Origin of the sequence: Acidihalobacter aeolianus (assembly GCF_001753165.1) — a bacterium.
Taxonomy (GTDB): domain Bacteria; phylum Pseudomonadota; class Gammaproteobacteria; order DSM-5130; family Acidihalobacteraceae; genus Acidihalobacter; species Acidihalobacter aeolianus.
In genome coordinates this window covers 950,876-974,545 of the sequence record NZ_CP017448.1, presented here as the reverse complement: position 1 = coordinate 974,545, position 23,670 = coordinate 950,876, and the positions used below count along the sequence as shown (strand labels likewise).

General features: G+C 67.4%; 25 protein-coding genes. 9 read left to right on the top strand and 16 right to left on the bottom strand.

From position 1 onward, the window contains the following. Window positions 1–45: 45 nt before the first annotated feature. From BJI67_RS04490 to BJI67_RS04475, 4 genes are read right to left on the bottom strand one after another with little or no spacing between them, the layout of a single operon-like run. Window positions 46–1,380 carry an ATP-binding protein gene (locus tag BJI67_RS04490; RefSeq protein WP_070072018.1) on the bottom strand — a complete coding sequence of 445 codons (1,335 nt, stop codon included), beginning with the start codon at window positions 1,378–1,380 and terminating at the stop codon, window positions 46–48. Next, entirely contained in the window at window positions 1,367–2,062 is a 696-nt protein-coding gene (locus tag BJI67_RS04485) for a response regulator transcription factor (RefSeq protein WP_070072017.1), read from the bottom strand. Before BJI67_RS04485 ends, BJI67_RS04490 begins: the two co-directional genes overlap by 14 nt. A 9-nt stretch (window positions 2,063–2,071) precedes the next feature. Then, a complete protein-coding gene (locus tag BJI67_RS04480) occupies window positions 2,072–2,365 on the bottom strand; it encodes a PepSY domain-containing protein (RefSeq protein ID WP_070072016.1) in 294 nt (97 codons plus the stop codon). 29 nt (window positions 2,366–2,394) lie between these two features. Beyond that, window positions 2,395–2,955: a glycine zipper 2TM domain-containing protein gene (locus BJI67_RS04475; protein ID WP_070072015.1), complete on the bottom strand. Its 561-nt coding sequence runs from the start codon at window positions 2,953–2,955 to the stop codon at window positions 2,395–2,397. Between the two features lie 77 nt (window positions 2,956–3,032). On the opposite strand from BJI67_RS04475, the gene BJI67_RS04470 reads away from it, so the two are divergent. The 4 genes from BJI67_RS04470 (at window position 3,033) to BJI67_RS04455 (ending at window position 6,056) form a co-directional block, all read left to right on the top strand. Continuing rightward, on the top strand, window positions 3,033–3,563 hold the full coding sequence (locus BJI67_RS04470; RefSeq protein ID WP_070072014.1) for a hypothetical protein: 531 nt from the start codon (window positions 3,033–3,035) through the stop codon (window positions 3,561–3,563). Between the two features lie 69 nt (window positions 3,564–3,632). Then, window positions 3,633–3,956, top strand: a complete 324-nt coding sequence (locus tag BJI67_RS04465; protein ID WP_070072013.1) for a DUF4156 domain-containing protein — start codon at window positions 3,633–3,635, stop codon at window positions 3,954–3,956. 15 nt (window positions 3,957–3,971) lie between these two features. After that, window positions 3,972–4,619: a DsbA family oxidoreductase gene (locus BJI67_RS04460; protein ID WP_070072012.1), complete on the top strand. Its 648-nt coding sequence runs from the start codon at window positions 3,972–3,974 to the stop codon at window positions 4,617–4,619. A gap of 165 nt (window positions 4,620–4,784) precedes the next feature. Then, window positions 4,785–6,056 carry an MFS transporter gene (locus tag BJI67_RS04455; protein ID WP_070072011.1) on the top strand — a complete coding sequence of 424 codons (1,272 nt, stop codon included), beginning with the start codon at window positions 4,785–4,787 and terminating at the stop codon, window positions 6,054–6,056. Between the two features lie 7 nt (window positions 6,057–6,063). Here BJI67_RS04455 and BJI67_RS04450 read toward each other — a convergent pair whose 3' ends face one another. Continuing rightward, window positions 6,064–6,858, bottom strand: a complete 795-nt coding sequence (locus BJI67_RS04450; RefSeq protein WP_070072010.1) for a phosphatase PAP2 family protein — start codon at window positions 6,856–6,858, stop codon at window positions 6,064–6,066. Between the two features lie 148 nt (window positions 6,859–7,006). Between BJI67_RS04450 and BJI67_RS04445 the strand changes: the two genes are divergently transcribed. The 5 genes from BJI67_RS04445 to BJI67_RS04425 all read left to right on the top strand — a co-directional run bounded on the left by BJI67_RS04445 (window position 7,007) and on the right by BJI67_RS04425 (window position 11,471). After that, on the top strand, window positions 7,007–8,476 hold the full coding sequence (locus tag BJI67_RS04445; RefSeq protein WP_070072009.1) for a glycosyltransferase family 39 protein: 1,470 nt from the start codon (window positions 7,007–7,009) through the stop codon (window positions 8,474–8,476). Further along, a complete protein-coding gene (locus BJI67_RS04440) occupies window positions 8,469–9,488 on the top strand; it encodes an aminoglycoside phosphotransferase family protein (protein WP_070072008.1) in 1,020 nt (339 codons plus the stop codon). The genes BJI67_RS04445 and BJI67_RS04440 overlap by 8 nt, the downstream gene beginning before the upstream one ends. Then, complete coding sequence (gene murU, locus BJI67_RS04435) at window positions 9,476–10,153, top strand: N-acetylmuramate alpha-1-phosphate uridylyltransferase MurU (RefSeq protein ID WP_083250635.1); 678 nt, start codon at window positions 9,476–9,478, stop codon at window positions 10,151–10,153. The genes BJI67_RS04440 and murU overlap by 13 nt, the downstream gene beginning before the upstream one ends. Before the next feature lie 2 nt (window positions 10,154–10,155). After that, window positions 10,156–10,605, top strand: a complete 450-nt coding sequence (locus BJI67_RS04430) for a hypothetical protein (protein WP_070072006.1) — start codon at window positions 10,156–10,158, stop codon at window positions 10,603–10,605. 140 nt (window positions 10,606–10,745) lie between these two features. Beyond that, window positions 10,746–11,471: an OmpA family protein gene (locus tag BJI67_RS04425; protein WP_070072005.1), complete on the top strand. Its 726-nt coding sequence runs from the start codon at window positions 10,746–10,748 to the stop codon at window positions 11,469–11,471. Between the two features lie 34 nt (window positions 11,472–11,505). Here the strand turns inward: BJI67_RS04425 and BJI67_RS04420 are convergent, their stop codons facing one another. The 11 genes from BJI67_RS04420 to mrdA form a co-directional block, all read right to left on the bottom strand. Then, window positions 11,506–12,276, bottom strand: a complete 771-nt coding sequence (locus tag BJI67_RS04420) for a YdcF family protein (protein WP_070073950.1) — start codon at window positions 12,274–12,276, stop codon at window positions 11,506–11,508. Beyond that, entirely contained in the window at window positions 12,266–14,752 is a 2,487-nt protein-coding gene (locus BJI67_RS04415; RefSeq protein WP_070072004.1) for a putative bifunctional diguanylate cyclase/phosphodiesterase, read from the bottom strand. The genes BJI67_RS04420 and BJI67_RS04415 overlap by 11 nt, the downstream gene beginning before the upstream one ends. Before the next feature lies 1 nt (window position 14,753). Further along, window positions 14,754–15,710, bottom strand: coding sequence for a lipoyl synthase (lipA, locus tag BJI67_RS04410; protein ID WP_070072003.1), 957 nt, complete (start codon window positions 15,708–15,710; stop codon window positions 14,754–14,756). Then, entirely contained in the window at window positions 15,707–16,363 is a 657-nt protein-coding gene (lipB, locus tag BJI67_RS04405; protein ID WP_197513306.1) for a lipoyl(octanoyl) transferase LipB, read from the bottom strand. The genes lipA and lipB overlap by 4 nt, the downstream gene beginning before the upstream one ends. 2 nt (window positions 16,364–16,365) lie before the next feature. Beyond that, window positions 16,366–16,650, bottom strand: coding sequence for a YbeD family protein (locus BJI67_RS04400; RefSeq protein ID WP_231940896.1), 285 nt, complete (start codon window positions 16,648–16,650; stop codon window positions 16,366–16,368). Continuing rightward, window positions 16,647–17,516, bottom strand: coding sequence for a D-amino acid aminotransferase (locus tag BJI67_RS04395; RefSeq protein WP_070072001.1), 870 nt, complete (start codon window positions 17,514–17,516; stop codon window positions 16,647–16,649). The genes BJI67_RS04400 and BJI67_RS04395 overlap by 4 nt, the downstream gene beginning before the upstream one ends. A gap of 16 nt (window positions 17,517–17,532) precedes the next feature. Further along, the gene (locus BJI67_RS04390) at window positions 17,533–18,720 is read right to left on the bottom strand and encodes a D-alanyl-D-alanine carboxypeptidase family protein (protein ID WP_070072000.1); all 1,188 of its coding nucleotides are present in this window, start codon (window positions 18,718–18,720) and stop codon (window positions 17,533–17,535) included. Window positions 18,721–18,811: 91 nt separating this feature from the next. Continuing rightward, entirely contained in the window at window positions 18,812–19,564 is a 753-nt protein-coding gene (locus tag BJI67_RS04385) for a septal ring lytic transglycosylase RlpA family protein (RefSeq protein WP_070071999.1), read from the bottom strand. Then, window positions 19,561–20,616, bottom strand: a complete 1,056-nt coding sequence (mltB, locus tag BJI67_RS04380) for a lytic murein transglycosylase B (RefSeq protein WP_083250631.1) — start codon at window positions 20,614–20,616, stop codon at window positions 19,561–19,563. Before mltB ends, BJI67_RS04385 begins: the two co-directional genes overlap by 4 nt. Further along, on the bottom strand, window positions 20,613–21,725 hold the full coding sequence (gene rodA / locus BJI67_RS04375) for a rod shape-determining protein RodA (RefSeq protein ID WP_070071998.1): 1,113 nt from the start codon (window positions 21,723–21,725) through the stop codon (window positions 20,613–20,615). Before rodA ends, mltB begins: the two co-directional genes overlap by 4 nt. Further along, window positions 21,722–23,665 (bottom strand): penicillin-binding protein 2, encoded by a 1,944-nt coding sequence (gene mrdA / locus BJI67_RS04370; protein ID WP_083250630.1) that lies wholly within the window; start codon window positions 23,663–23,665, stop codon window positions 21,722–21,724. The genes rodA and mrdA overlap by 4 nt, the downstream gene beginning before the upstream one ends. Between the last annotated feature and the right edge of the window lie 5 nt (window positions 23,666–23,670).

Sequence of the window (23,670 nt, the reverse complement as noted above, 5' to 3'; positions counted from 1 at the left end):
GCGGGCCACACTACCAGCCACCACCCTGTGCCTGTCAAGCATCGCTTATGCATTGGGCAGGGTAACGCCGACCGCGGCCCCGCCCCACCGTGATGGGGCGATACGCACCTCGCCGCCGTAGGTGTGCGCCAGGTCCACGACGACCGCAAGACCGATACCCTGACCCTCCACCTGCTGGTCGGCGCGAACGCCGCGAGCCAGCAGGCGTTCGGCGTTGTCGTCGCCGAAACCAGGGCCGTCGTCCTCCACCGTCAGTTCGATTCCACCGACCGTACGCGCCAAGCGGACGAAAATTCTGTTTTGTGCCCATTTGGCGGCGTTGTCGACCAGATTGCCGGCCAGTTCCATCAGGTCGTTTTCCTCAACGCGCCCCGTCACCCCCGCAGGCAGATCGGTTTCGAAGCTCAATCCGCGGTCGCGATAGGCGCGTTCCACGGCTGCCACGACGCGCGCCACCGGCGACGCCAGAGCAAGCGGCGGCATCAGCCCGTGGACCGGACCCGCGCTCGCCCGGTTGAGATGATAGGCCACGATCTGGTCCATGCGTCCAACCTGCTCGGCCACGCGGCGCTCGGCCTCGCCAGTCAGGCCGTCGCGCACGCCGAGACCGCGCAGCACCGCCAGCGGCGTCTTCAGGCTGTGCGCCAGATCGTCGAGTGCATGGCGATAGCGGCCCTGGCGAGACCGTTCATGGGTCAGCAGCGCGTTCAAACCGGACACCAGGGGCGCGAGCTCGGTCGGGTAGCGTCCGCCGATCTGTTCGACCTCGCCGCGCTCGACCCGGTGCAGTTCGCCGGAAAGCGCGCGGAGCGGCGTCAGTCCCCAGCGCAGCACTCCGGCCAGGGCCAGCAGCAACAGCACCGCCGCAACGCTCAGCCAGAATGCGAGCGTGCGCCGGAATTCGGACAGTTGCGCCACATAGGCCGCCGCCTGTTCCGCGACCACGAAGGTGTAGCGGTGCCCGCCGCTGTCCGGTGTCCAGCGCACACCGAAGGCGGATACGAAACGATCCGAAGCGGCGCCGCGCTCGCGCGCGAAGCGCCAGGCGCCGATCGCGGGCGGCGGTACCTCGGCGGGCGGCGCAAGCAGGGAGGGCGAGGCCCACACCACGTGGCCGCGCGCGTCGGCGATCAGCGCGTACAGACCGGAGCCGGGCTGCTGCAGGCGCGGGTCGCCAAGCTGCGGCAGCGAGACCCGTACCGAACGCGCATCGATGTCCGCCGCCCCCAGCAGCGCATAGGTCAGCCCGCGCAGCTTGGCCTCCTGCGCATGTATCGCTGCGGCCGAAAAGGCGCGGTCCAGCGCCACGCCGGTCAGCACCACGAAGGCGGCCAGCACGGCGCCGGCCGCCAGCAGCAGGCGTAGTCTAAGCGAGCGCATCCGGCGCGCGGCGCTGCAGTGTGAAACGGTAACCGCGGCCGCGCAGGGTCTCGATCGGCTGCAGGGTTTCCTGCGGGTCGAGCTTGCGGCGCAGGCGGCGGATGAACACCTCGATCACGTTGCTGTCGCGCTCGTCGTCCTCCGCGTAGAGATGTTCGGTGAGCACGGTCTTGGACACGACCTCGCCGGCGTGCAGCATCAGATATTCGAGCAGCCGGTACTCGTAAGCGGTCAATTCAACCGGGTTGCCGTCCAGGGTCACGCGCTGGGTCTGCGGATCGAGGACCACTGGGCCGCAGGCGAGTACGGACTGCGCCCAGCCGCTCGAGCGGCGGAGCAGCGCGCGTACGCGAGCGAGCAGTTCCTCGGGGTGAAACGGCTTGACCAGATAGTCGTCCGCTCCGGCCTCAAGGCCCTCGACCTTGTCCTGCCAGCGCCCCCGTGCGGTCAGCACCAACACCGGCAGATCGCGCCCCGCGGCACGCAGACCGCGGATCAGCGAGAGACCGTCGAGTTCGGGCAGACCCAGGTCGACCAGGGCCAAGTCGATGGGATATTCGGTGGCAAGATACAGCCCCTCGCGCCCATCGGCGGCAACGTCCACCACCATACCCTGCTCGCCGAGACGCGCCGCAATCTGCTCCCTCAGATCGGGATCGTCCTCTACCAACAGGACGCGCATGTCATGCCCTCAACGCAGCAGTCGGCCGTCGTGCGCATCCACGCGCACGATCCGGATCTGCCCATCGACCAGGAGACGCACCCGGTAGTGCGCGCCCGGCCCGGCACCCACGAGGTGCACGGCCAGCACCCGCCCCCCCGTCTCGCGGCGTGCGATGACGGCCGCCTCCGCCGGCGTCACGAAGCGCTCGGCGAACCAGGGCAACGCCGTTTGCTCCGGCGCCTGGGGCGATGCTCCATCGAAGGGGGCAGCACAGACGGTACCGGAAAAGGCGAGCAGAACGCAGCAAAGCAGTCGGCGCATGGCTTACGGGCATCCCTCGAATGATCCGCTCAATCCAGCGGAGTGCCATTCCAGTTTACCCGCAAAAAGCGCCCAGGAGAGTGGTGCATGCGTGTCACGAACAGCCGACCGTGGTAACGGTAGGTAACCCGGTAGCCGCGCACCTGTTCAACGCGGTACATCGACCGCACCGGCTCGCACACGGTCACGCTGCGCGCGTCGCGAACCCCGCCCTGCGCCAACGTGTGACCGATGGCCCCACCGATGATCGCACCGGCAACGGTGGCAACCGGGTTGCCGCCGTCTTCGCCCAGACGGCTGCCGATCACGCCGCCGATGATGCCACCCGCCAACGTCGCACCGGTGGTATTGTCATACCGCCCATAACCGCTCGGTCGCGTCGTGCAACGTTGTTCCACCGGGCCCATCACCCGCACCGTGCGCACGATTGGCTGCACCTGCACCACACGCGCCAGCTGCGCCAGTTGCGCCTGATCGCGATCCCAGCGGTCAGGGCCCCAGCGCCCGTCCGCGTGCGCGGCCAGCGGCGCCGCCAGGCTTGCACCCATAATCGCGGCCAAGGTCAACTTGAGTGAGACTGAGCTTTTCATCGCGCTTTCTCCTGTCCATTTGAGGATGACGCCGCTAGGCTATGCGCGTTCGACTGAACCATGACTGAACGCCTCCGATGAGCCAACGCCTGCCACATCCCATCCTCGAATACGTGATCGACGGCGCCCATGCCCTGTCCGAGTTTGGCGTGTCTCCCAGCCCGCTGCTGGGCGAATTCCGCATCGCCGACTACGTGGGCGACTACCGGGTGCGCACACCCCGCGAATCGCACGACCTGATCGCCGCCTGCGCGCGAGTGTTTTTCGAGGAGGACGCGCCGTTCCTGGCACAGATCGACGGCCGCGGGCTGGGCCGCGATTACGGCGTGACCCTGTTCGCCACCTTCGCGGTGGTGGAATTCGACGCCTTCACCCCCGAGGCCCACTTCCTCGTGCTTGCGCCAAAACTGCCCGGCAAACCCGCCGACGCGCCCTATGCAGGGCTGTGGGCGGCACAACGCATGGAAGCCGTGCAGGCCGCCGCGCAACAGGACCCCGACACGCTGCTGGCCGAGACCGACGCCCTGCTCGCCTATCTCCATTCGGCAACGCCGCCGCAGGTCGCACCTCGACGCAGAAACCTGTGGCAACGCCTGCTGGGACGCTAACCGCTTCCTTGCCGAAGCTGGCCGCTCTAAAATCCTCAGCCATCCGCCCGCCCACCCCAAGGATCGCCCATGAAACTCCGCCTGCTGCTGCTTTCCGCCCTGATCGCCTCGCTGACCGCCGGCTGCACCTGGGTCAAGCTGTCACCTCAGGGTGAGGAAGCCCGTGTACTCAGACCCGATCAGGTCAGCAGCTGCAAGCCGCTCGGCACGACGACCGTGCAGGTCGCGGCCACGGTGCTCGGCATCCCTCGCCCGCGCCGCGACGTAGAACATGACCTACAAGCTCTGGCGCGCAACACTGTACAGAAGAACGGTGGTGACACCATCGTGCCCGAAGGCCAACCCGTGAACGGCAGCCAGACCTTCGCCATGTATCGATGCATCAACCCTTGATGCGGACAGCCGTGCGTGGATGACACCCCGAATTCCGGCGAAGACGCTGCCCGACCGCTCGTCCAGGTCAGCGTCTTCCTGGATTACGTCTGCCCCTTCTGCCACATCGGCAGCGCCCGCCTGCTGCGGCTGGGCGAGCACTACGATCTGCGCGTCAACTGGATGTTCATCGAGCTGCGTCCGGAAACGCCGCCCGAGGGGCAGGCCCTGGACACGTTGCCCTACAGCGAGGCCGAGTTCGAGCTCATGAACCGCAACCTGGGCGAACTCGCCGCCGAGGAAGGTCTCGCGCTGACCGCAGATCGCCGCCTGGCCAATTCGCACCGCGCGCTGCTGCTGGCCGAGGCGGCCAAGTCGCTCGGCCGCGACCCCTTCTACCGGCTCCACCGGAGCCTGTTCGACGCGAACTTCGCAACCGCCCGCAATATCGGCGACGAGTCGGTGCTGCGGGACATCGTCGCGGCCTGCGGCCTGCCCGAATCCCTGCCAGACCAGGCCTGGTCGGATCCGTCGCTGGAGGAACGTCTTGCCCGCTATCGCCAGATCGCGGCACGCAATTCGATCTCGAGCGTACCCACCTACGTCTTCGGCGAACGTCGGCTCAGCGGCGTCCAGCCCTTCGAGGCCTTCGAAGACGCTGCGCGCGCCATATCGTCGATCTGATCCGCCCGTCTGGCGGGCACTCTTTCAAAGCCTGCCCCCGGGCTGTTAGAGTACGCCCCCGGTCCCCCATGCCCCCGTCCCTGCGGGCGGCACGCACACCGTCGCCCAGTCCGGAGGCGCACAGCCCTTCGCCAGTCACACAGTTCACACCGCGGAATCGGCGCAATGCTGAAACTCGTCGCTTCGTTGTTCAATCTGCTGTTCGGCATGTCGGTGCTGCTGACCGGCGTCGGTCTGCTCGGCTCGCTGCTCGGCATCCGCGCGGGCCTGGCCGGCTTCAGCAGCGAGGTCACCGGCGTGGTCATGGCGGCCTACTTCGCCGGCTACATCCTCGGCACCTACCTGTGTCCGCGCATCATTCGGCGCGTGGGACACGTGCGTGCCTTCACCATCTTCGCCGCGCTCGGCTCGACGGTCTCGATCGCCCATGCCTTGTGGGTAGACCCCTGGTTCTGGGGTGCGCTGCGCTTCGTCAACGGTGCCGGCATGGTCGGGCTGTACATGGTGATGGAGAGCTGGCTCAACACCACGGTGAGCAACGAAGGCCGCGGCCGGCTGTTCTCGACCTACGTCATGTCCACGCTGCTCGCCATGGGCCTGGGCCAGCTGCTGCTGACCGTGGGGCCGGTACAGAGCTTCGTGCCTTTCGCCCTGGTATCGATGCTGTTTTCACTGGGTCTGATCCCGGTGGCGCTGACCCGGGTGCCGCAGCCCACGCCGATCGAGCACCCGAGCCTGAACCTGCGCCATCTCGTCGGCTTCTCACCGCTCGGCACGGTCGGCACGCTGACCGCCGGGCTCACCAGCGGCACCTTCTGGGCGCTCGGCGCCGTGTTCGGCCACGGCATCGGGCTGTCCACCGGGCACATCGGCGCCTTCATGGCCGCAAGCATCGCCGGCGGCGCCTTCCTGCAATGGCCGCTCGGCAAGCTGTCCGACCGTTTCGACCGGCGCACCGTACTGCTCTTCGTGTGCGCCGGCGGCGCCCTGCTGGCGCTCGCGATCGCGGCCGTCGGCGCGCGCAGCCTGCCGCTGCTGCTGTCCATCGCCTTCGTCTACGGCGGCTTCTCGTTCACGCTCTACGGCATCAGCGTGGCGCACATGAACGACCAGATCCGCGTCGAGGACATGCTCGAAGCCTCGTCCGGCCTGCTCATGCTCTACGGCATCGGCGCGGTGATCGGGCCGGTGCTGGGCGGCGTGCTGATGTCGCACCTGGGCAGCGCCAGCCTGCCGGTCTACCTGGCAGCCGCCTTCGCCCTGCTCGGGTTGTTCGGGCTGTACCGCAACCGCGTCAGCGACGCCCCGCCGCTGGAGGAGCAGGGCGAATTCGTGCCGCTGGTGCGTACCTCGCAGGCGGCCATCGAACTATCGCACCCGGAGGCGACCGCTGCCGACGCTGGCGAGGAAACGCCGGATCGACAAAGCGCGGCCTGATCCGACCTCAGCCGGCGCGCCTTGCCTGTATCCAGTCGGCCGCCGTACCGACCAGCAGGGCGGTCGCGAGCAGGTACAGCAACGGTCGCGCCTGGGCATAGCCGCCATCGTAGAAAAACAGGGCCAGCGCGCAGACGACCAGCAGGGCGGTGAAGCTGCGGTGCGGCCACGGCCGCAACCCCCAATGCCAGCGCCGCGCCCAGGCGACGCCGGCCCAGGCCGAGAGCCAGCCGCCGAAGGCGCCGCCCAGCTCGTCGAGCGGCCAGTGTGCGCCCACCGCCGAACGCGACGCGCCGATCAGCACCGCAAAACCCAGACAGGCCGTGCGCCAGCCGGCACCGCTGCGCGACAGCGCGAGCACCCCGGCAAGCACGAAGATCGTGGTCGTGTGCCCGGAAGGGAAGGAATTGGCGAGCAGCCGCGGACCGATCACGTGCACCAGATCCGGCGGCAGCAGCGCCGCCGGGCGCGGATGGTGCAGCAGCGGCTTGAGCACGTCGACCCACAGCGTCGCTGGCAGCGCGGCGAGAAAGACCGCCCACACGACATCCGGACGGCGCCGCGCCCAGGGCAACACCAGGGCGAAGGCGAGGACCGTATCGCCGAACATCGTCAGATTGGCCCACAACGCGTCGCCGGTGTATTCGGGCAGGCGATTGATCCACTCGAAGACTCGCGCATTGGCACCCAGGGCGCCAATGAGCGCACCGAGGAGCAGCGCAGCCAACGGCGGCGCCCAGCCCCAGGCTCCGGTGTGCGGAACGGGATACTCGTCTACGGTCGCTCTGGGAACGCCTGTCACGTATCTGTCCGGGTATCTGTGAAGCCGCGATTGCAGCAACCCGCGGCCGCTTTGGCAAGCCCGCGAGGACGTGCGCCATTGCCGCCGCGGCTTTGGTAAAGTGATGCCCCTTCGGGGTCCACCTCGCAGCCTAATCCAAGGGTCAGCCTTGTCTCGCCGATTCCTCAATCTAGACGCTCCGCAGGCCACCGCGCTGCTGCTCGGCCTGATCACCCTGCTGCATCTGGCCGCCGGCGCTCGTGTGGGGCTGAGCGGCGACGCTTCGCACTATGCCCTCTACGGCGCCAAACTCGCCTGGAGCTACTTCGACCACCCGCCGATGATCGGCTGGCTGCAGGCGACCGTCGAACCCTTCTCGACGGCCAACCTGGCTCTGCGGCTGTGGCCGATCGCCCTCGGCACGCTCAGCGGCGCGGCACTCTACCGCCTCGCCCGCCGTCTCTACCCCGAGCGCACGCCCTGGCTCGGCTTCGTCGCCGTGGCGGTGATGCAGTCGGCCGTAATCCTGTCGCTGATGGGCATCTCGATGCTGCCCGACGACCCGCTGCTGCTCTTCTTCCTGCTCGCCGCCGGCGCGCTTCATCGCACGCTGATCGAGGACGAGCCGCGTGCCTGGCTGTGGGTCGGCCTGTGGTTCGGGCTCGCCGGCCTGTCCAAATACACCGCCGTCGCGCTGGTGTTCAGCGCGATCTGGCTCGTGATCTCGGAACGTCGCTGGGCGCATCTGCGCACGCGCTGGCCCTGGCTCGGCATCCTGATCGCCCTAGTGGCGATCCTGCCGGTGCTGGGCTGGAACGCCGCGCACGACTGGGTGTCCTTCCGCTACCAGATCCTGCATGTCAGCGACCCCGACCGGCACTGGCAGCTGATGCACTTCGTCAAGTCGCAGCTGATCCAGTTCTTTTCCTACTCCCCCGGAATCTACCTTTTCGGTCTGATCGCCCTGGTGCACGCGTTACGCCGTCGCGACGACCCACGCAACCGCCTGCTGCTGGCGATGACCGTGCCGGTGTTCGTCATCATCGACGGCTCTTCCGGCACCACGGTCTCACTGCCGCACTGGACCGCCGTGGCCTGGGCGGTGCTCAGCATCGGCATCGCCGCCTGGCTGCTCGACCACTGGCGACGGCGCACGGTACGCATCGGCGTCGCCGCCTCGGGGGCCTATTCCGTGCTGCTGATCGGCGTGCTGCTGAGCGAGCTGATCCATCCCTGGATACCGTTCAAGGCCAACGCCTACCCCTTGGCCGACCTCTACGGTTGGCGCCGCGCCGCCACGCAGGCCGAGACATTGCGTGCGCAGATGGCCGCGACACCCGGCCCGCGCCCCATGCTCTATGCCGGAAACTGGTCCTACGCCAGCCACATCGCCTGGTATGCCTATCCGCAGCCGGTGCAGATCACCGACCGCAAGATGCACCAGATGACCCTGTGGTACGGCAACGCCGCCGACGGCGGGCGCGGCATCCTGGTGGTGCCGCAGCAGTTCCACAGCCATGTCCCCGCCTGGACCGCCAAGTTCGCCCGCTGCGCGCCGGCTGGCGACCTGCCGATCCCGCTGGAGGGAAAGGTGGCGACGACCTACTACTTCTATCGCTGCGAGGGCTACCATGGCTGAGGTCGCACAAGACCCGCGCCGCGCCGCGCTCGCGGACTGGCTGGCCGAAGTCGCGCCGGGGTCGCGCGATCTGCGCCCGGCCTCGGGCGACGCCAGCTTCCGCCGCTACTTCCGCCTCGACACCGACGGCGGCCCGCGCATCGCCATGGACGCGCCGCCCGCACAGGAGCAGCTCGCCCCCTTCCTCGAGGTCACCGCACGCCTGGCCGCCGCGGGCGTTCACGTGCCGCAGGTGCACGCGGCCGACGCGGACCTCGGCTTCGTCCTGCTCGATGATCTCGGCACACGCCACTACCTCGACGCGCTCGATGCGGACAACGTCGACGCCCTCTACGGCGATGCCCTCGACGCCCTCGTGCGCATCGCCGCCGCCGACAGCGCCGGGCTGCCGGACTACGACCACGCGCTCCTCGCGCGCGAGATGGCGCTGTTCCCCGACTGGCTGCTCGACCGCCACCTCGGCCTCACGCTCGATGGCGCGCAGCGCACGACCCTGGACGCCGTCTGCGAGGCGCTGATCGCGAGCGCCTTGGCGCAGCCGCAGATCTTCGTGCACCGCGACTACCACGCGCGCAACCTGATGCTCACCGAAGAACACAATCCAGGCGTGCTCGACTACCAGGACGCCGTGCGCGGACCGCTCGCCTACGACCTCGTGTCCCTGGTGCGCGATGCCTACTTGAGCTGGCCCGAAGCGCGGGTGCGCGGTTGGGCGCTGGCCTACCGCGACCGCGCCGTCGCCGCCGGACTGTGCGCGCCGACGGCGGACGACGACTTCCTGCGCGCCTTCGACCTCATGGGCGTGCAGCGCCAGCTCAAGGTGCTCGGTATCTTCGCCCGCCTGTGGCACCGCGACGGCAAGCCGGGTTATCTCAGCGACCTGCCGCGCGTGCTCGCCTACGTCGAGGCGGTCGCCCCGCGACATCCCGAGACCGCGCCGCTCGCCGCGCTGATCGGGCAACTCGACCTGCGCCGCCGGCTGCAGGAGGCCGCACGGCCATGCGCGCGATGATCCTCGCCGCCGGCCGCGGCGAACGCATGCGGCCGCTCACCGACACCCGCCCCAAGCCGCTGCTAGAGGCGGGCGGCGAACCGCTGATCGTGCATCTCCTGCGCCGCCTGATCGCGGCCGGCTACAAGGAGGTCGTGACCAACCTCGCCTACCGCGGCGACATGATCCGCGCAGCGCTGGGCGATGGCGCCGCCTACGGCGTGCACATCGCCTACAGCGACGAGGGCGAGACCGCGCTGGAGACCGGCGGCGGCCTGCGCCGCGCCCTGCCGCTGCTCGGCGACGCGCCGTTTCTCGCGGTCAACGCCGACGTGTGGTGCGACCACCCGCTCTACCCGCACGACCCCGGCGACGACCTCGCCCATCTGGTGCTGGTCGACAATCCGCCGCAGCATCCCGGCGGCGACTTCCATCTGCAGGGCGACCGCGTCGACGACACCGGCGAAGCCCGCCTGACCTTCTCGGGCATCGGCTACTACCGCCCCGAACTCTTCGCCGGCACCCCCGACGGCGCCTTCCCGCTCGCTCCGCTGCTGCGTCGCGCCATGGCCGCCGGTCGCGTCGGCGGAGAGCACCACCGCGGGCTGTGGCTGGACATTGGCACCCCCGAGCGACTGACCGACCTCGACGCGCACCTGCGCGCAACCCCCACTTCCGGAGCCTGACCATGCCCCTGGACCCCGCACGCGTACGCGCCACCTTCGATTTCGACGCCGAAACCCTCGCCGGACTGCGGCGCGACTGGCTGGCCCTGCTCGACCTCAGCGTCTTCGGTGAGGTGAAGTCGAGCAAGATCGGCGCGATCGACCGCCTGCGCCGTCGGCTGCTGGAGATCGGCGAAGGACTCCGCTCGCTGATCAACGACCGCAGCTGGATTCCGCAGCCGCGCGAGCAGATCAAGGGCGCGATGGGCGCCAGCGTGAAACTGCGCGACGCCCTGCTCGGACTGGAACGGGCGGCGCAGAGCGTCGACGGCGGAGCCGATTTCGCCCGTTTCGAACGCGAACTGCTCGATTTCCGCCAGCGCCTGCTCAAGCTGATCGAGAATCACGAAAACGCCTGGGCCTCGCTGCTGGAAGAACTCTACGCCGAAGACGAAGACGAAGACGAAGAGTAAACCCCGCGTGTCGGTCCGTTGACGCCTTGCGTCGCAAAAAAACGACAGTTGTGCAGTCATGTGCGCCGCATGCATGATGAACATGCAGCGGCCGCATACCTTCGGGGCGCTGCGAAATTTCAATCCTTGGAGTTTTTTCAATGTCGAAACGTACGCTGCCACACGCTCTGAGCCATTGCCGCGGGATTGCCCTCGGCGTCGGCCTTCTCCTCCCTCTGTCAGCCTTTGCGGGCTCCGGATACCCAGGTTACTTGACCAACAGCGCCGGGGTATTGGTGCGTTCCGGCAACGGTTACTGCGTACACACGGGCAACTGGACGTCAGCCGACGCGATCGCCGCGTGCGACCCCGATCTGATGCCGAAGCCGAAACCTGCCCCGGTTGCGGCGCCCAAACCCGTACAGGCCCCGGCACCCGCGCCGATGGCTCCGCCGCCCCCGCCTCCGGCACCCAAGATCATCACCCTGAACGAACAGGCTGCGGGCAAGGCGCATCTCGGCTTCAACAAGTACATGATCACCCCGGGACAGGAGCATCTGCTGGACATGCAGTTCAAGCATATCGACCCGAAGACGGTGGAACGTGTTGATGTTACCGGCTACACCGACCGCATCGGCAGCAAGGCGTACAACATGAAGCTGTCGGAAAAACGTGCCCAGTCGGTTGCAGGCTATATCGAGCAGCATTACATGATCCCGGCCAGCAAGATGACCGTGACCGGCAAGGGCCCCGCCGATCCCGTCGTGAGCTGCAAGGGTGTCAAGGGCAAGGCTGCACTGATCAAATGCCTGGCACCGAACCGCCGCGTGACCGTGGCGATCTCCTGGACGCGTCAGGTGACGCAACCGGTTGCACCACAGCAATAAGCCGCCTCACAGACCGGAGTCTTCTCCGGTTCGCTCAACCGCCTGCGCGCCATGCGCGCAGGCGGTACCAGAACAGCCCCACCACCTCGTGCATCACCTCGGCCATCGTGGTCAAAGCACGCGTCTGCGGTATCCACCCCAATATTCCGCGTTGCGCCCAACCGCGGTTGACGAAACCCACCGGAGCCGGCACCGGATCCAGGCCGGCATGGCGGAACGCCCACAGGGCTCGCGGCATGTGCCAGGCCTGGGTCACCAGCAGCACGCGGGTGATGCCCAGCGGCTTGAGGATCTTCGCGCTCTCGCGCGCGTTGCCCCAGGTGCTGCGACTACGGGTATCCTCCCAGTGCGCCGCCAGGTGAAATTCGTCGGATAGCACCTGCGCCATCAATTGCGCCTCGCTGTAGCGCTCGCCGAACCAGTCGCGGCCCCCACTGACCAGGATCGGCAGATGGCTGCGTCGGGCCAACCAGGCGGCATAGCGTACCCGTTGCAGGGTCAGCAGGGTGACGGTGTCGCCGTCGCCATAGGCGGGCGCAGGGCGGCTGCCGCCGCCGATCACCACGATCGCCTGGGCCGATGCGGGCACGGCCTGCAGTGGAGGATTGCGTGCCTCCCATGCGGATGCCAGCGGGTAAACGATGGCCGGGGTACTACAGGCGTAGACCAGCGCGAAGCCAGTCGCGGTGAGCGCCATACCCGCATGTCGCCTATGCATCGCCCACAGCAGCAGTCCTGCACCTAGCAATAACAAGGGCCCTGCCGGCGGCAGGAACAGCAGTTCCAGCAACGTTCTAGACCACACCGTCACGGCTCCTCGGGTAGGCGTCGGCAAGCCATTCGGCCAGATCGCCAGCGTGCATGACCGTAGCCACGAAATAACCCTGCAAACCGGGACAACCGAGTTCGCGCAGACAATCGCGCTGGGCTGCGTTTTCCACGCCCTCGGCGATCACGTCGATGCCGAGTTCCCGTCCTAGCTGAAGCACTGTCTTGACGGCCGCCAAACTGCGCGCATCACCGGGTAGCTGCTGTACGAAACTCTTGTCGATCTTGACCGCATCCACGCCGACCTGACTCAGATAGTGCAGGCGCGCATAACCACGCCCCCAGTCGTCCAGGATCAGGCGGTGTCCGTGTCGGCGCAGCGCGGCAAGCACCTGATGCTGCGCCGGCGAATCGTCGAGCAGCACGTTTTCCAGAATCTCGAAGGACAGGCGTGCACGGTTGCGCAAACCGCTGCGCTCGATCGCGGATGCGACACGTGCTGGATAGGTCTGATCCGAGCAGTGCGCGGCGGATAGATTGATCGCGATCCAACCTGTTTCCAGTCCCAGGCGTTCCCATTCATGGATCTGGCGCAGCACGGCATCGAGCACCCAGTTATCAACTTCCCGCATCATGCCCACCGCCTCCGCGGTCGGCATGAACTGGTCGGCGACGAGCAGGCCGAGTGTGGGGTGGCGCCAGCGGATCAGGGCTTCCGCACCCAACAGACGGCCGTCATCGCAGGCCAGCACCGGCTGGTAATGCATCTCCAACTGATCCTGCGCGACCAGCGCCGCGCGCAGATCGCGTTCGATGCTCAATTGCTGTTCGGCGCGTTCGCGCATCCAGCCCTCGAATACCACGCAGCGATTGCGCCCACCTGTCTTGGCATGACGCAGCGCACGGTCCACGTTCTGCCGCAGCACCTCGATACAGTCGCCGTCGTCCGGGAACAGCGTCGCGGCAACGCTCGCGGTCACCCGAATCTCGGCGCCGTCGGCCGCATAGGGTCGGCTGCCCAGCACCTCGACGAGCCGTTCGCCCAGGCTGCCTACCGCGCCACGCTCCGTATCGTAGGTGATCACCGCAAATTCGTCGCCGCCGATGCGCGCAACCAGTTCGCCGTGGTGTGCCAGCCCCTGAAGACGCCTCGCGACAGCTTGTAAGAGGCGGTCGCCGATGCTGTGTCCCTGAGCATCGTTGATGCGTTTGAAATGATCGATATCGATGAACAACAAGCCGATCCGGGTTCCGCGCGCAAACAGGCCACGGAGGTATTCGTCGACACGGTGCCGGTTGGCCAACCCGGTCAAGGCGTCGTGGTATGCAAGGTGCCTGACCTGGCGCTCGAGTTCGCGCTGCTCGCCAACGTCCTGGAATACGGCGACGTAGTACGCCTCGGCCGACGCATCGCCGGTCACGCTGGCGACCGATCCGGCCAGCGGACGCACTTCTCCGTCGTTGACGCTCAGCCAGGTTTCCCCACGCCAGCGACCATGAGCCTGCAAAGCGCGTGTCATCGAACGCAGGGTGGTGCGGCGTCGCGAAGCGGGCAGCAATAAGTAGGCTCGCTGTCCCAGCAGGGCCCCGGGAAGCGAGCCCGAGATGCGATCGAAGGCGGGGTTGGAAGACACGATGCGCCAGCGCCGGTCGAGCACCACGATGGCGTCCGCCGAACTTTGTACCGCACGCCGATTCAGTTCCAGACTCAGATCGCGCTCCGCATTCTCCATCGCATAGGCGATGTCGTGGCGTATGCCTTCGAACAGATCGAGAAACCGCGGATCGTCGAGGTAGCTCGGCGGCAACCGTACCATCAAAACGGCGACGCCTTCACGGCCGCGGCACAGCGTGAACGCCGCATCCGGCGGCGCACTGGCGGACCCCGACGGCTTCGCGGCGCCGGGCTCGTCCAGGGCGCGGCGCGCCAGATCGACGGCCCAACCGCCGACCAGCCGGGCACCCGGGGCCATGCCGGGCGGCACGTCCCCGCTGACGGCCTGCACGTGCAACTCGCCCGCTTCCGGACGCCACAGACCGATACAGGCGACGCCCATGCGCATTTCATCGACCAGCAGCTTGCAGGTATCCCGCCACAGCGTATCGAGGTCGGTGCGCCGGGCGATGAGCTGGTTGATCGCACTGATCGCGCGATCATATCGCGTCAATCTGAGCAGGTACCGCTCGGTCTGGTTGGCGCGCGCCGCCTCGGCGCGTGCGCGCACCCCGAGACGCACGAAGAAATACAGCAGCGGCAACCCGACCAGCGTGGTAGCTACCGCCGTGGTGACGTAGACGGCATCCGGCAGATAGCCGGTCAGGGTAATGAAGACGAACGGTGCGATCAGCTCGGCGCCGATCAGGGCCGCCGCGAAGCCGAACAGGATCAGCCAGCTTCCCGGCAACCCGGCGGCCATGGCGGCCATGGCGGCCGGATCTGCCGTAACCCGCTGGCCAACGTCCGTTGTCGAATCGACATCGGGCGCGGTGTCGACCCCCACCGGCGGATTCACTTCAAAGCACGCCGCTGGCCTGCTGATCGGCATGGTAGGAGGAACGTACCAGCGGGCCGCTTGCCACATGCGTGAAGCCCATCGCTTCGCCGACCTCGCGCAGGGCTTCGAACTCGGCTGGCGGCACGAAGCGCTCGACCGGGAGATGATGGCGTGAGGGCTGCAGGTACTGGCCCAGCGTCAGCATGTCGGCACCGTGCGCACGCAGATCGCGCATCACGGCCTCCACCTCCTCGCGGGTCTCGCCGAGGCCGAGCATCAGGCCGGATTTGGTCGGCACCTCGGGGTGCAGCGCCTTGAAGCGCTCGATCAGGGTCAGCGACCACTGGTAGTCGGCGCCCGGGCGTGCCTGGCGGTAGAGCCGAGGCACGGTTTCGAGATTGTGATTGAACACATCGGGCGGCGCCGCGGCGAGCGCCTCCAGGGCGACCTCCAGGCGACCGCGGAAATCCGGCACCAGCACCTCGATGCGCAGCATCGGGTTGAGCGCGCGCGCCTGCGCGATGCAGGCGGCAAAATGCCCGGCCCCGCCGTCGCGCAGGTCGTCGCGGTCGACCGAGGTGATCACCACGTAGGACAAGCCCATGGCGCGGATGGTCTGCGCCAGATGCTCGGGCTCCTCCGCATCCAGCGGATTTGGACGGCCGTGCGCCACGTCGCAGAACGGGCAGCGGCGGGTGCAGATGTCGCCCATGATCATGAAGGTTGCGGTGCCGTGGCCGAAACACTCGCCCAGGTTCGGGCAGGCAGCCTCCTCGCACACGGTATGCAGCGCGTTCTCGCGCAGGATGCGCTTGAGGCGCTCCACCTGCGGGCCGCCGGGCACCTTGACGCGGATCCACTCGGGCTTGCGCGGCGGGCGCTCGGTGGGGGCGATCTTGACCGGGATGCGGGCCATTTTCTCGGCGCCGCGCTGCTTGTGGCCGCGCGCCGGGCCCTGTCTGGCGATATCCGTCATGTGCCGTATTCCGTTCCGATGTCGGTGATTGCGGAGGGCGCAGTGTAACCCAGTCGTCGGGCCAGCCGCTCGCTCAGGGCATGCCCCGCGGCCCACACATCGAGTTCGATGCCGAAGTCGGCCAAGCGGGCCACCTCGAGCCCCTGATAACCGCAGGGATTGATGCGCGCGAAGGGCGCGGGATCGAGGTCCACGTTGAGCGCCAACCCATGATAAGTACAGCCGTGACGCACGCGCAGGCCGAGCGCGGCGATCTTGCGGCCACCCACATAGACGCCGGGGGCGTCGCGGCGACCGGCGGCTTCCACGCCGTAGCCGGCCAGCAGGTCGACCACCGCCAGTTCCAGGTTCTCCACCAGCACACGCACGCCGAAGCGCAGGCGGCGCAGGTCGAGCAGGGTGTAGACCACCACCTGCCCGAGTCCGTGGTAGGTCACCTGACCGCCGCGGTCGCTCTGCACCACCGGGATGTCGCCCGGGTCGAGCAGGTGCTCGGGACGGCCGGCCTGCCCCTGAGTGAACACCGGCGGGTGCTCGACGATCCAGAATTCGTCGGGACTCGCGGCATCGCGGGCGTCGGTGTAGTCGCGCATCGACTGCCACACGGAGGCATAGTCGCGCCGCCCCAGGTAGTGCACGCGCAGTTCGGGCACGGCTACAGCGCCATGGTGACCAGTTCGCAGCCGGTCAGCGCGCGGTAGATGGCGTCGAGCTGGGCCCGGTCGGTGGCCTCGATGGTCACCGTGAGACTGAGGTAGTTGCCGCCGCGGCTGAGGTTCTCGCGCACCGCCTCGTCCGTCACTTCAGGCGCGTGCTCGCGGATAAGCTCGACCACACGCACGCGGAATTCGGGATGGGACGGGCCGAAGACCTTGATCGGGAAGCTGCAGGGAAATTCGAACAACGCCTCTGCGTCGTCGCCAGGGGGTTGCGTGCTCACGGACACTCCTCGCCGCTGCGCAGAGCGGCCTTGCATGCGCGATACCAGTCGGCCATCCGCCGCCACACCGGCCCCGGACGGCCGTCGCCGACCGCGACGCCGTCGAGACGCGTGACCGCAGTGACCTCGCGGGTCGAGCTGGTCAGCCAGATCTCGTCGGCGCAACGCAGCTCGGCCTCGGCGATGTCCCGCTCGACCCACGGCCGGCCGTGGCTCTGCGCGAGTTCGAGCACCAGATCGCGGGTCACGCCGGGCAGCAGCGCCGGTCCCTTGGGCGGCGTCGCCAGGATGCCGTCCGCGACGATGAACAGACTGCTCGCGCTGCCTTCCAGGGCGAGCCCGTCGCGTACCAGGATGGCCTCGTCGTCGCCGGCGTCCAGCGCCGCCTGACGCAACAGCACGTTGGGCAGCAGGGTGATCGCCTTGATGTCGCAGCGCGCCCAGCGGATGTCGGCCATAACCCGAGCCGAGGCACCCCGTTCCAGCCGCTCGCGCGGCGGCGGATGCAGCGGCGAGGCCATCGCGAATACCGTCGGACGCACCTCGGGCGGTGGGAATCCGTGGTCGCGCTTGACGTCGGCACCGCGGGTCACCTGCAGGTACACGCTGCAGTCGCCGGGGCCAGCCTCATCGACCAGGGTCTGCAGTACACGCTTCCAACCCTCGCGGTCGTGAGGGTTCCCGATGCGTACCGCAGCAAGGCTCGCGCCGAGGCGGTCGAGATGCGCATCGAGGCGGAAAAGGTGCCCGCCATAGGCGGGAATCACCTCATACACACCGTCGCCGAACAGAAAGCCGCGGTCGAGCACCGGCACGCAGGCCTCGGCCAGCGGCAGAAATTGCCCATTGAGATAGACGCGGCTCATTGGCGCAGCTTCCACCCTATTTGTGTGCGAACCACTTGAGCACGACATCGCGCACGCGCTGCCACAGATTGCCGCGCGGGTCGGCCTCAAGCGCCACCAGCGGCACCTGGGTGACGGTCTTGCCGGCCAGGGTGACCTTCACGTCGCCCACCGTCTGCCCCTGGGCAACCGGCGCCTGCAGGGACGGGTCGAGCGACATGACCGCCTTGAGGTTGTGGTACTGGCCGGAGGGTACGGTCACGTACAGATCCTGGGCCAATCCAAGCTTGACGTGTTCATGCGCACCACCCCAGACCCGCACTGTGTTCAGTGCCTGTCCGGCGCTGTAGAGCTTGTGCGTGGCAAAGAAACGGAAACCGTAGTTAAGCAGTGCTTCGGAGACCCGGGCGAGGTTGATGTAATTCTGCTCGCTACTGGCCTTGGGCAGGTTCACGCCCATCACCACCGCGATCAGACGCGTGCCGTTGCGCTCGGCCGAGGAGGCGAGGATGTAGCCGGCTTCGCTGGTGTAGCCGGTCTTGAGGCCGTCCACGCTGGGGTCGCGCCACAGCAGCTTGTTGTAGTTGTACTGCTTGATGTTGTTCCAGGTGAACGACTTCTCGGCGAAATAGTGATAGTACTCGGGGAATTGGGCAATGATGGCGCGCGAGAGCTTGGCGAGGTCCATGGCCGAGGTGTAGAGGTCCGGCTTGGGCAGGCCGTTCACGTCCGAATAATGGGTATCGGTCAGGCCCAGCTGCTTGGCATAGGCGTTCATCAGCGACACGAAGGCCCCAGTGGTACCGGCCACACCCTGCGCCAGCGCGACTGCCGCATCGTTGCCCGACGGGATGAGCAGGCCTTGCAGCAGATCGTTGACGGTCACCGACGAACCGGGGTTCAGGAACATGCGCGATCCGCCCTGGCGCCAGGCCTTGTCACTGACATGGAATTTGGTATCGAGCTTAATGCGCCCGGCCTTGAGGTCCTGGAACACCACGTAGGCGGTCATCAGCTTGGTCGTGCTCGCCGGCGCACGGCGCTCGTCGGGGTCCTTTTCGGCAAGAATCTGCCCCGTGCGGTAGTCCATCAGCACATAGGATTTGGCACCGATGGGCGACATCGGCGGCACCGGAACCGGCAGCGGCGCTGGTGTTGCGGCGAAAACAGGCAGAGAGAACAGGCAGGCGGCCAGGACAATCAACGAGCGAAAAGCTAGGCGCATATCAACGGACCTTGGAAGGGTGGAAGGGGGATGTGCTTCGGGGGTTGCGATTCTAACCCCGGTGTCACGAATGCGAAACGCCGGCACGGCATCACTCCACGCCGACCTGGAAGTGCTGGATGCCCAACGCGCTCATGCGCGCGGCAGTGGCGTCGGCATCAGCCACGCTCGCAATCGGTCCAAGGCGCACGAAATACAGCGTCTGACTGGGGCCGACCTGACCGGGCTGGATCACCATCGGACCGAAGCCACGTAGCGCCAACTTGGCCTGGTAGCGCTTGGCATTGGCCAACTGGCCGAAGGCGCCGACCTGGATGTAGATATGCGGCGTCGGCCCGCCGTGAGCGGCATCCAGCGGCGGCGGGGGGTTGGCAGCCGGATTGTGCGGGTTGATCGCCTGCACCTCGACCAGGGCTGTACCCGGGCCGATCATGCCCAGTCGGCTCGCTGCCGTATAGGACAGGTCGATGATGCGGTTGGCGACGAAAGGGCCACGGTCGTTGATCTCGACTCTCACCTTCTTGCCATTTTCGAGATTGGTCACCCGCACCCAGGTGCCGAGCGGCAGCACCTTGCTCGCGGCGGTCAGGGCATACATGTTGTAGGGCACCCCGCTCGCGGTGAGCTTGCCGTGAAAATTGGGACCGTACCACGAGGCGATGCCCCGCTGGGCATAGTCGTGTGCCGTCGGCAGCACGTAGTAGCGCTTGCCGAATACCACGTAGGACTGCCCGGCACCGCTGGGTGCCGGCCCCGATGGAGGCGGAGGCAGGGTGGCGCAGGCGGACAGCAGCAGTGCGAGGCCGGCGGCGAGTGCACCACGCAGCAGACCGAAACGGATCATGAGCCGTGCCGGTTGGCGACCTCCGTCGCCTTCGCGTGTTCATAGGCGTCGCGAATCGCCTCGCTGAGCTGATATACCGCCATCGCATAGAGGGCGCTCGCGTTGTAGCGGGTGATCACGTAAAAGTTCTGCCCGGTCACCCAGTACTCCGGATCGGTCCGGGTCTGCAGGCTGATCAGTGCGTAGCGATGATCCTTCGGCAGGGCATGCGCCGGGCGCACGCCGGCAGCGGCCAGCGCCTTGGACGACAGGCTCGGGCGCACGCCGGCGTCCAGCGCGGCCTTGGGCGTGCCGCCGACCCGGGCACGGGCTGCGACGAAACCGTCGGCACGCCAGCCGTGCCTGGCCAGATAGTTGCCAATACTGCCGATGGCGTCGACCGGATCGTTCCACAGGTCGCGACCGCCGTTACCGTCGAAATCCACCGCGTAGGCCCGGTAGCTGCCCGGCATGAACTGGCCCTGCCCCATCGCCCCGGCGTAGGACCCCTTGGGCTTGAGCGGATCGATGCCCTCGTCGCGCGCCAGCAGCAGGAACTGCGCCAGTTGCTGGCGGAAGAAGTCGGCCCGCGGCGGGTAGTCGAAACCCAGCGTGGCAAGGGTCGAGAAGACCGGGAAGGTGCCCATGTGCCGACCGTAATAGCTTTCCACGCCGATGATCGCCGTGATCACCTGCGGCGGCACGCCGTAGGCGCGCTGCGCGCGTGCCAGTGCCGCCTGGTGCTTGCGCCAGAAAACGACGCCTTCGCGGATACGCTGTTCGGTCAGGAAGATCGGGCGGTAACGGTACCAGGGCAGCGACTCGGCCGGGCGCTGCATGGCCGAGATCACCGCCGGCAGCGGCTGCGCGTCGGCGAACAGGCGTTCCAGATAGGCCTTGTCGAACTTGTCCTGCTTGACCATTTGCTGGATGAAGGCCTGCACCTGGGGACGGTGCGCGAATGTGTCGTCGGCGGCCCGGGCTGCGGGCAGACAGACGGCTAGCAGGGTGAGCAACGCAGCCAGCCGGCGGCCGGGGCGCCGGCTGGCCGGAACAGGGGATAAGCAGTTCAATGGGCCACCAGTCTGCGGTGCGAATGAATGCCCATGAGCATACCGAAAGCCGCCATGATGGTCACCATCGAGGTGCCGCCATAGCTCACCAGCGGCAACGGCACGCCCACCACCGGCAACAGTCCAATGACCATGCCCACGTTCACGAACACGTAAACCGAAAACATCATGCTCAGGCTTCCGGCAACCAGCCGCGAGTAGGTGTCCTGCGCACGCAGGGCGATATCCAGCCCGCGCAGCACGATGAAGACGTACAGGGCGAGCAGGATCAGCGCACCGATCAGGCCGAACTCCTCGCCGAATACCGAGAAGATGAAATCGGTCGAGCGCTCGGGCAGGAAATCGAGCTGAGCCTGGGTGCCGTTGAGCCAGCCCGTGCCGTAAACCCCGCCCGAACCCACCGCGATCATCGACTGGATGATGTGGTAGCCGGCACCCAGGGGATCCCGCTCAGGGTCGAGGAAGGTGAGCACGCGTTCGCGCTGGTAGCCATGCATGAAATGCCACAGCACCGGCAGCGATCCCAGCCCGAGCACGGCGAAGACAGCCATGGTGCGATAGCTCAGTCCAGCGAAGAAGATCACGAACAGACCGACCATGCCGACCAGCAGGGCGGTGCCCAGATCGGGCTCCTTGGCGATCAGCAGCACCGGCAACAGCACGATCGCACCCGCGATGACCAGCTGCTTGCCGGTAGGCGGCAGCGGGCGCTCGGCGAAGTACCAGGCGAGCATCATCGGCACCGCGAGCTTCATGATTTCCGAGGGTTGGAAGCGCATGAAGCCAAGATCCAGCCAGCGCCGCGCACCCATACCGACCTGCCCGAACAGCAGCACGCCGAGCAACAGCAGCAGTCCAGCGAAATAGAGCCAGGGCGCCCACTGACGCAGGCGTGCCACGGGTACCTGTGCCACCAGGGCCATGACGCCTAGCGCCAGCAGCAGGCGGGTTGACTGGCGCGCGACCATGTCCGCGTTCTGCCCGCTCGCGCTGTACAGAATGAACAGGCCGGTAGCGATCAGCGCAAGCAGGGCCAGCAGCAGCATCGAATCCACATGCAGGCGTCGCAGCCAATAGGCGATGCCGCTGTCCATCGTATCCTGCCTCATGAGGGCGCTCCCGCCTGGCGCGGCTGGGTGGGCTGCAGATCGAGCTGTGCCGGCAGGTCCGGCTTGAGTACCAGGCGGCCGTTGCGCCTTTCGGTATTGTGCTCGAGGTAATAGGCAAGCATGCGTCGGGCCACCGGGGCCGCGCTCACGTCGCCGCCGCCGCCGTGTTCCACCACCACTGCCACTGCGATCAGCGGATGATCGGCGGGGGCGAAGGCGATGAACAGCCCATTGTCGCGCAGGCGATAGGGAATCGTGGCCTCGGACGAGTTGTCCGAGTGAATGTGCGAGGTCACCTGCGCCGTACCGGTCTTGCCCGCAACCACGTAGTCGAAACCGCGGAATTGGCGATAGGCGGTGCCGTCCGGGCGCTGGGTCACGTTGCGCATGCCACGCAGCACCGCCTGCCAGTAACTCTGCCGTACCTGCACCGGCTGCAGCGCGTCGGCGGGACGTTCACTCACCTTGCCGCTGATCGGGTCACGCACCGCGCGCAGCAGGCGGGGGCGGAACCGTTCGCCACGCATGGACAGGGCGGCCGTGGCGTCGGCCAGCTGCAGCGGCGTGGCCAGGACGAAGCCCTGGCCGATGCCGGCCACCACGGTGTTGCCCGGATACCAGACCTCGTTGCGCGCGCGGCGCTTCCAGGCCGGCGTTGGCAACAGCCCGCCCATCTCGCCAGTGGTGTCGATGTCGGTGGCGCTGCCGAAACCGAAGCGCGACAGGAAGCCGTGCATGCGCTCGATGCCGAGCTGGAAGGCCAGACGGTAGAAGTACACGTCGACCGATTGGGTGATCGCCTTGGACACGTCGGTCATGCCGTGACCGTAGCGGTTCCAGTCTCGATATTTGCGCTGCGCGGGGTCGCCCGGTATCTGCCAGTACGGGCCGCAGTAAATCTGTTGATCCGCGGTCACCACGCCGTTGGCGAGCCCGGCCAGGGCCATGAACGGCTTGATCGTCGAACCCGGCGGATACTGCCCGGCCAGCGCCCGGTTGAACAACGGCCGCCACGCGTTCTTGCGCAATTCGGCGTAGCGCTTACTGGAAATGCCGTCGACGAACCAATTCGGGTCGTAGCTGGGCGCGCTGACCAGGGCGAGCACGTCACCGTTGCGCGGATCGATGGCCACGGCCGCGCCCTCGCGCCCGGCCAGCGCCTCCTCGGCCACCTGCTGCAGACCGGCATCCAGACTCAGGATGAGGTCGTCGCCCGGCACCGGCGGCTGATGCGAAAGCACGCGAATCTGCCGCCCCTTGGCGTTGACCTCGATCTGGTCGTAACCCACCCGGCCGTGCAGACGCTCCTGATAGAACGCCTCGACTCCGGTCTTGCCGTAATGGGTGGTGCCTGCGTAGTTCTGCCCGTCGACGTGCTGCAGCTCGGCGGCGTCGATGCGCCCGACGTAACCCACCGCGTCGACCATGGCGCCGCCGAAGGGGTAGTAGCGGCGCAACCGCGCCTTGATGTCGACGCCGGGGAAGCGGTAGCGCTGCACCGCGAAGCGCGCCACCTCCTCCGGCGTCAGATCGAAGCGCAGCGGCACCGTCTGGAACGGCCACTTGCGCCGCAGGGCCTGCTTGAAGCGTCGGATGTCATCCGGGGTGAGCGCCACCACCGACTTGAGCGCTTCCAGCGTGCCTGCCATGTCCGGCACTTGCTCGGGGGTGACGTCGAGGCTGTACGAGGGCACGTTCTCGGCCAGCAGCACGCCGTGCCGGTCGTAGATCAGCCCACGCGGTGGCGGCACCGCCGCAATATGCACGCGGTTGTCGTGCGACATGGCGGCATAGTGCTCATGGTCGATCACCTGCAGATAGATCAGGCGCGCGACCATCACCGCATACAGGGCGACGACCGCCAGCCCCATCACGATGGCCCGCCATGCGAACTGCCGCCTTTCCTGACGCGGATCCCTCAGGGATTGCCGACGCGACACGCCTC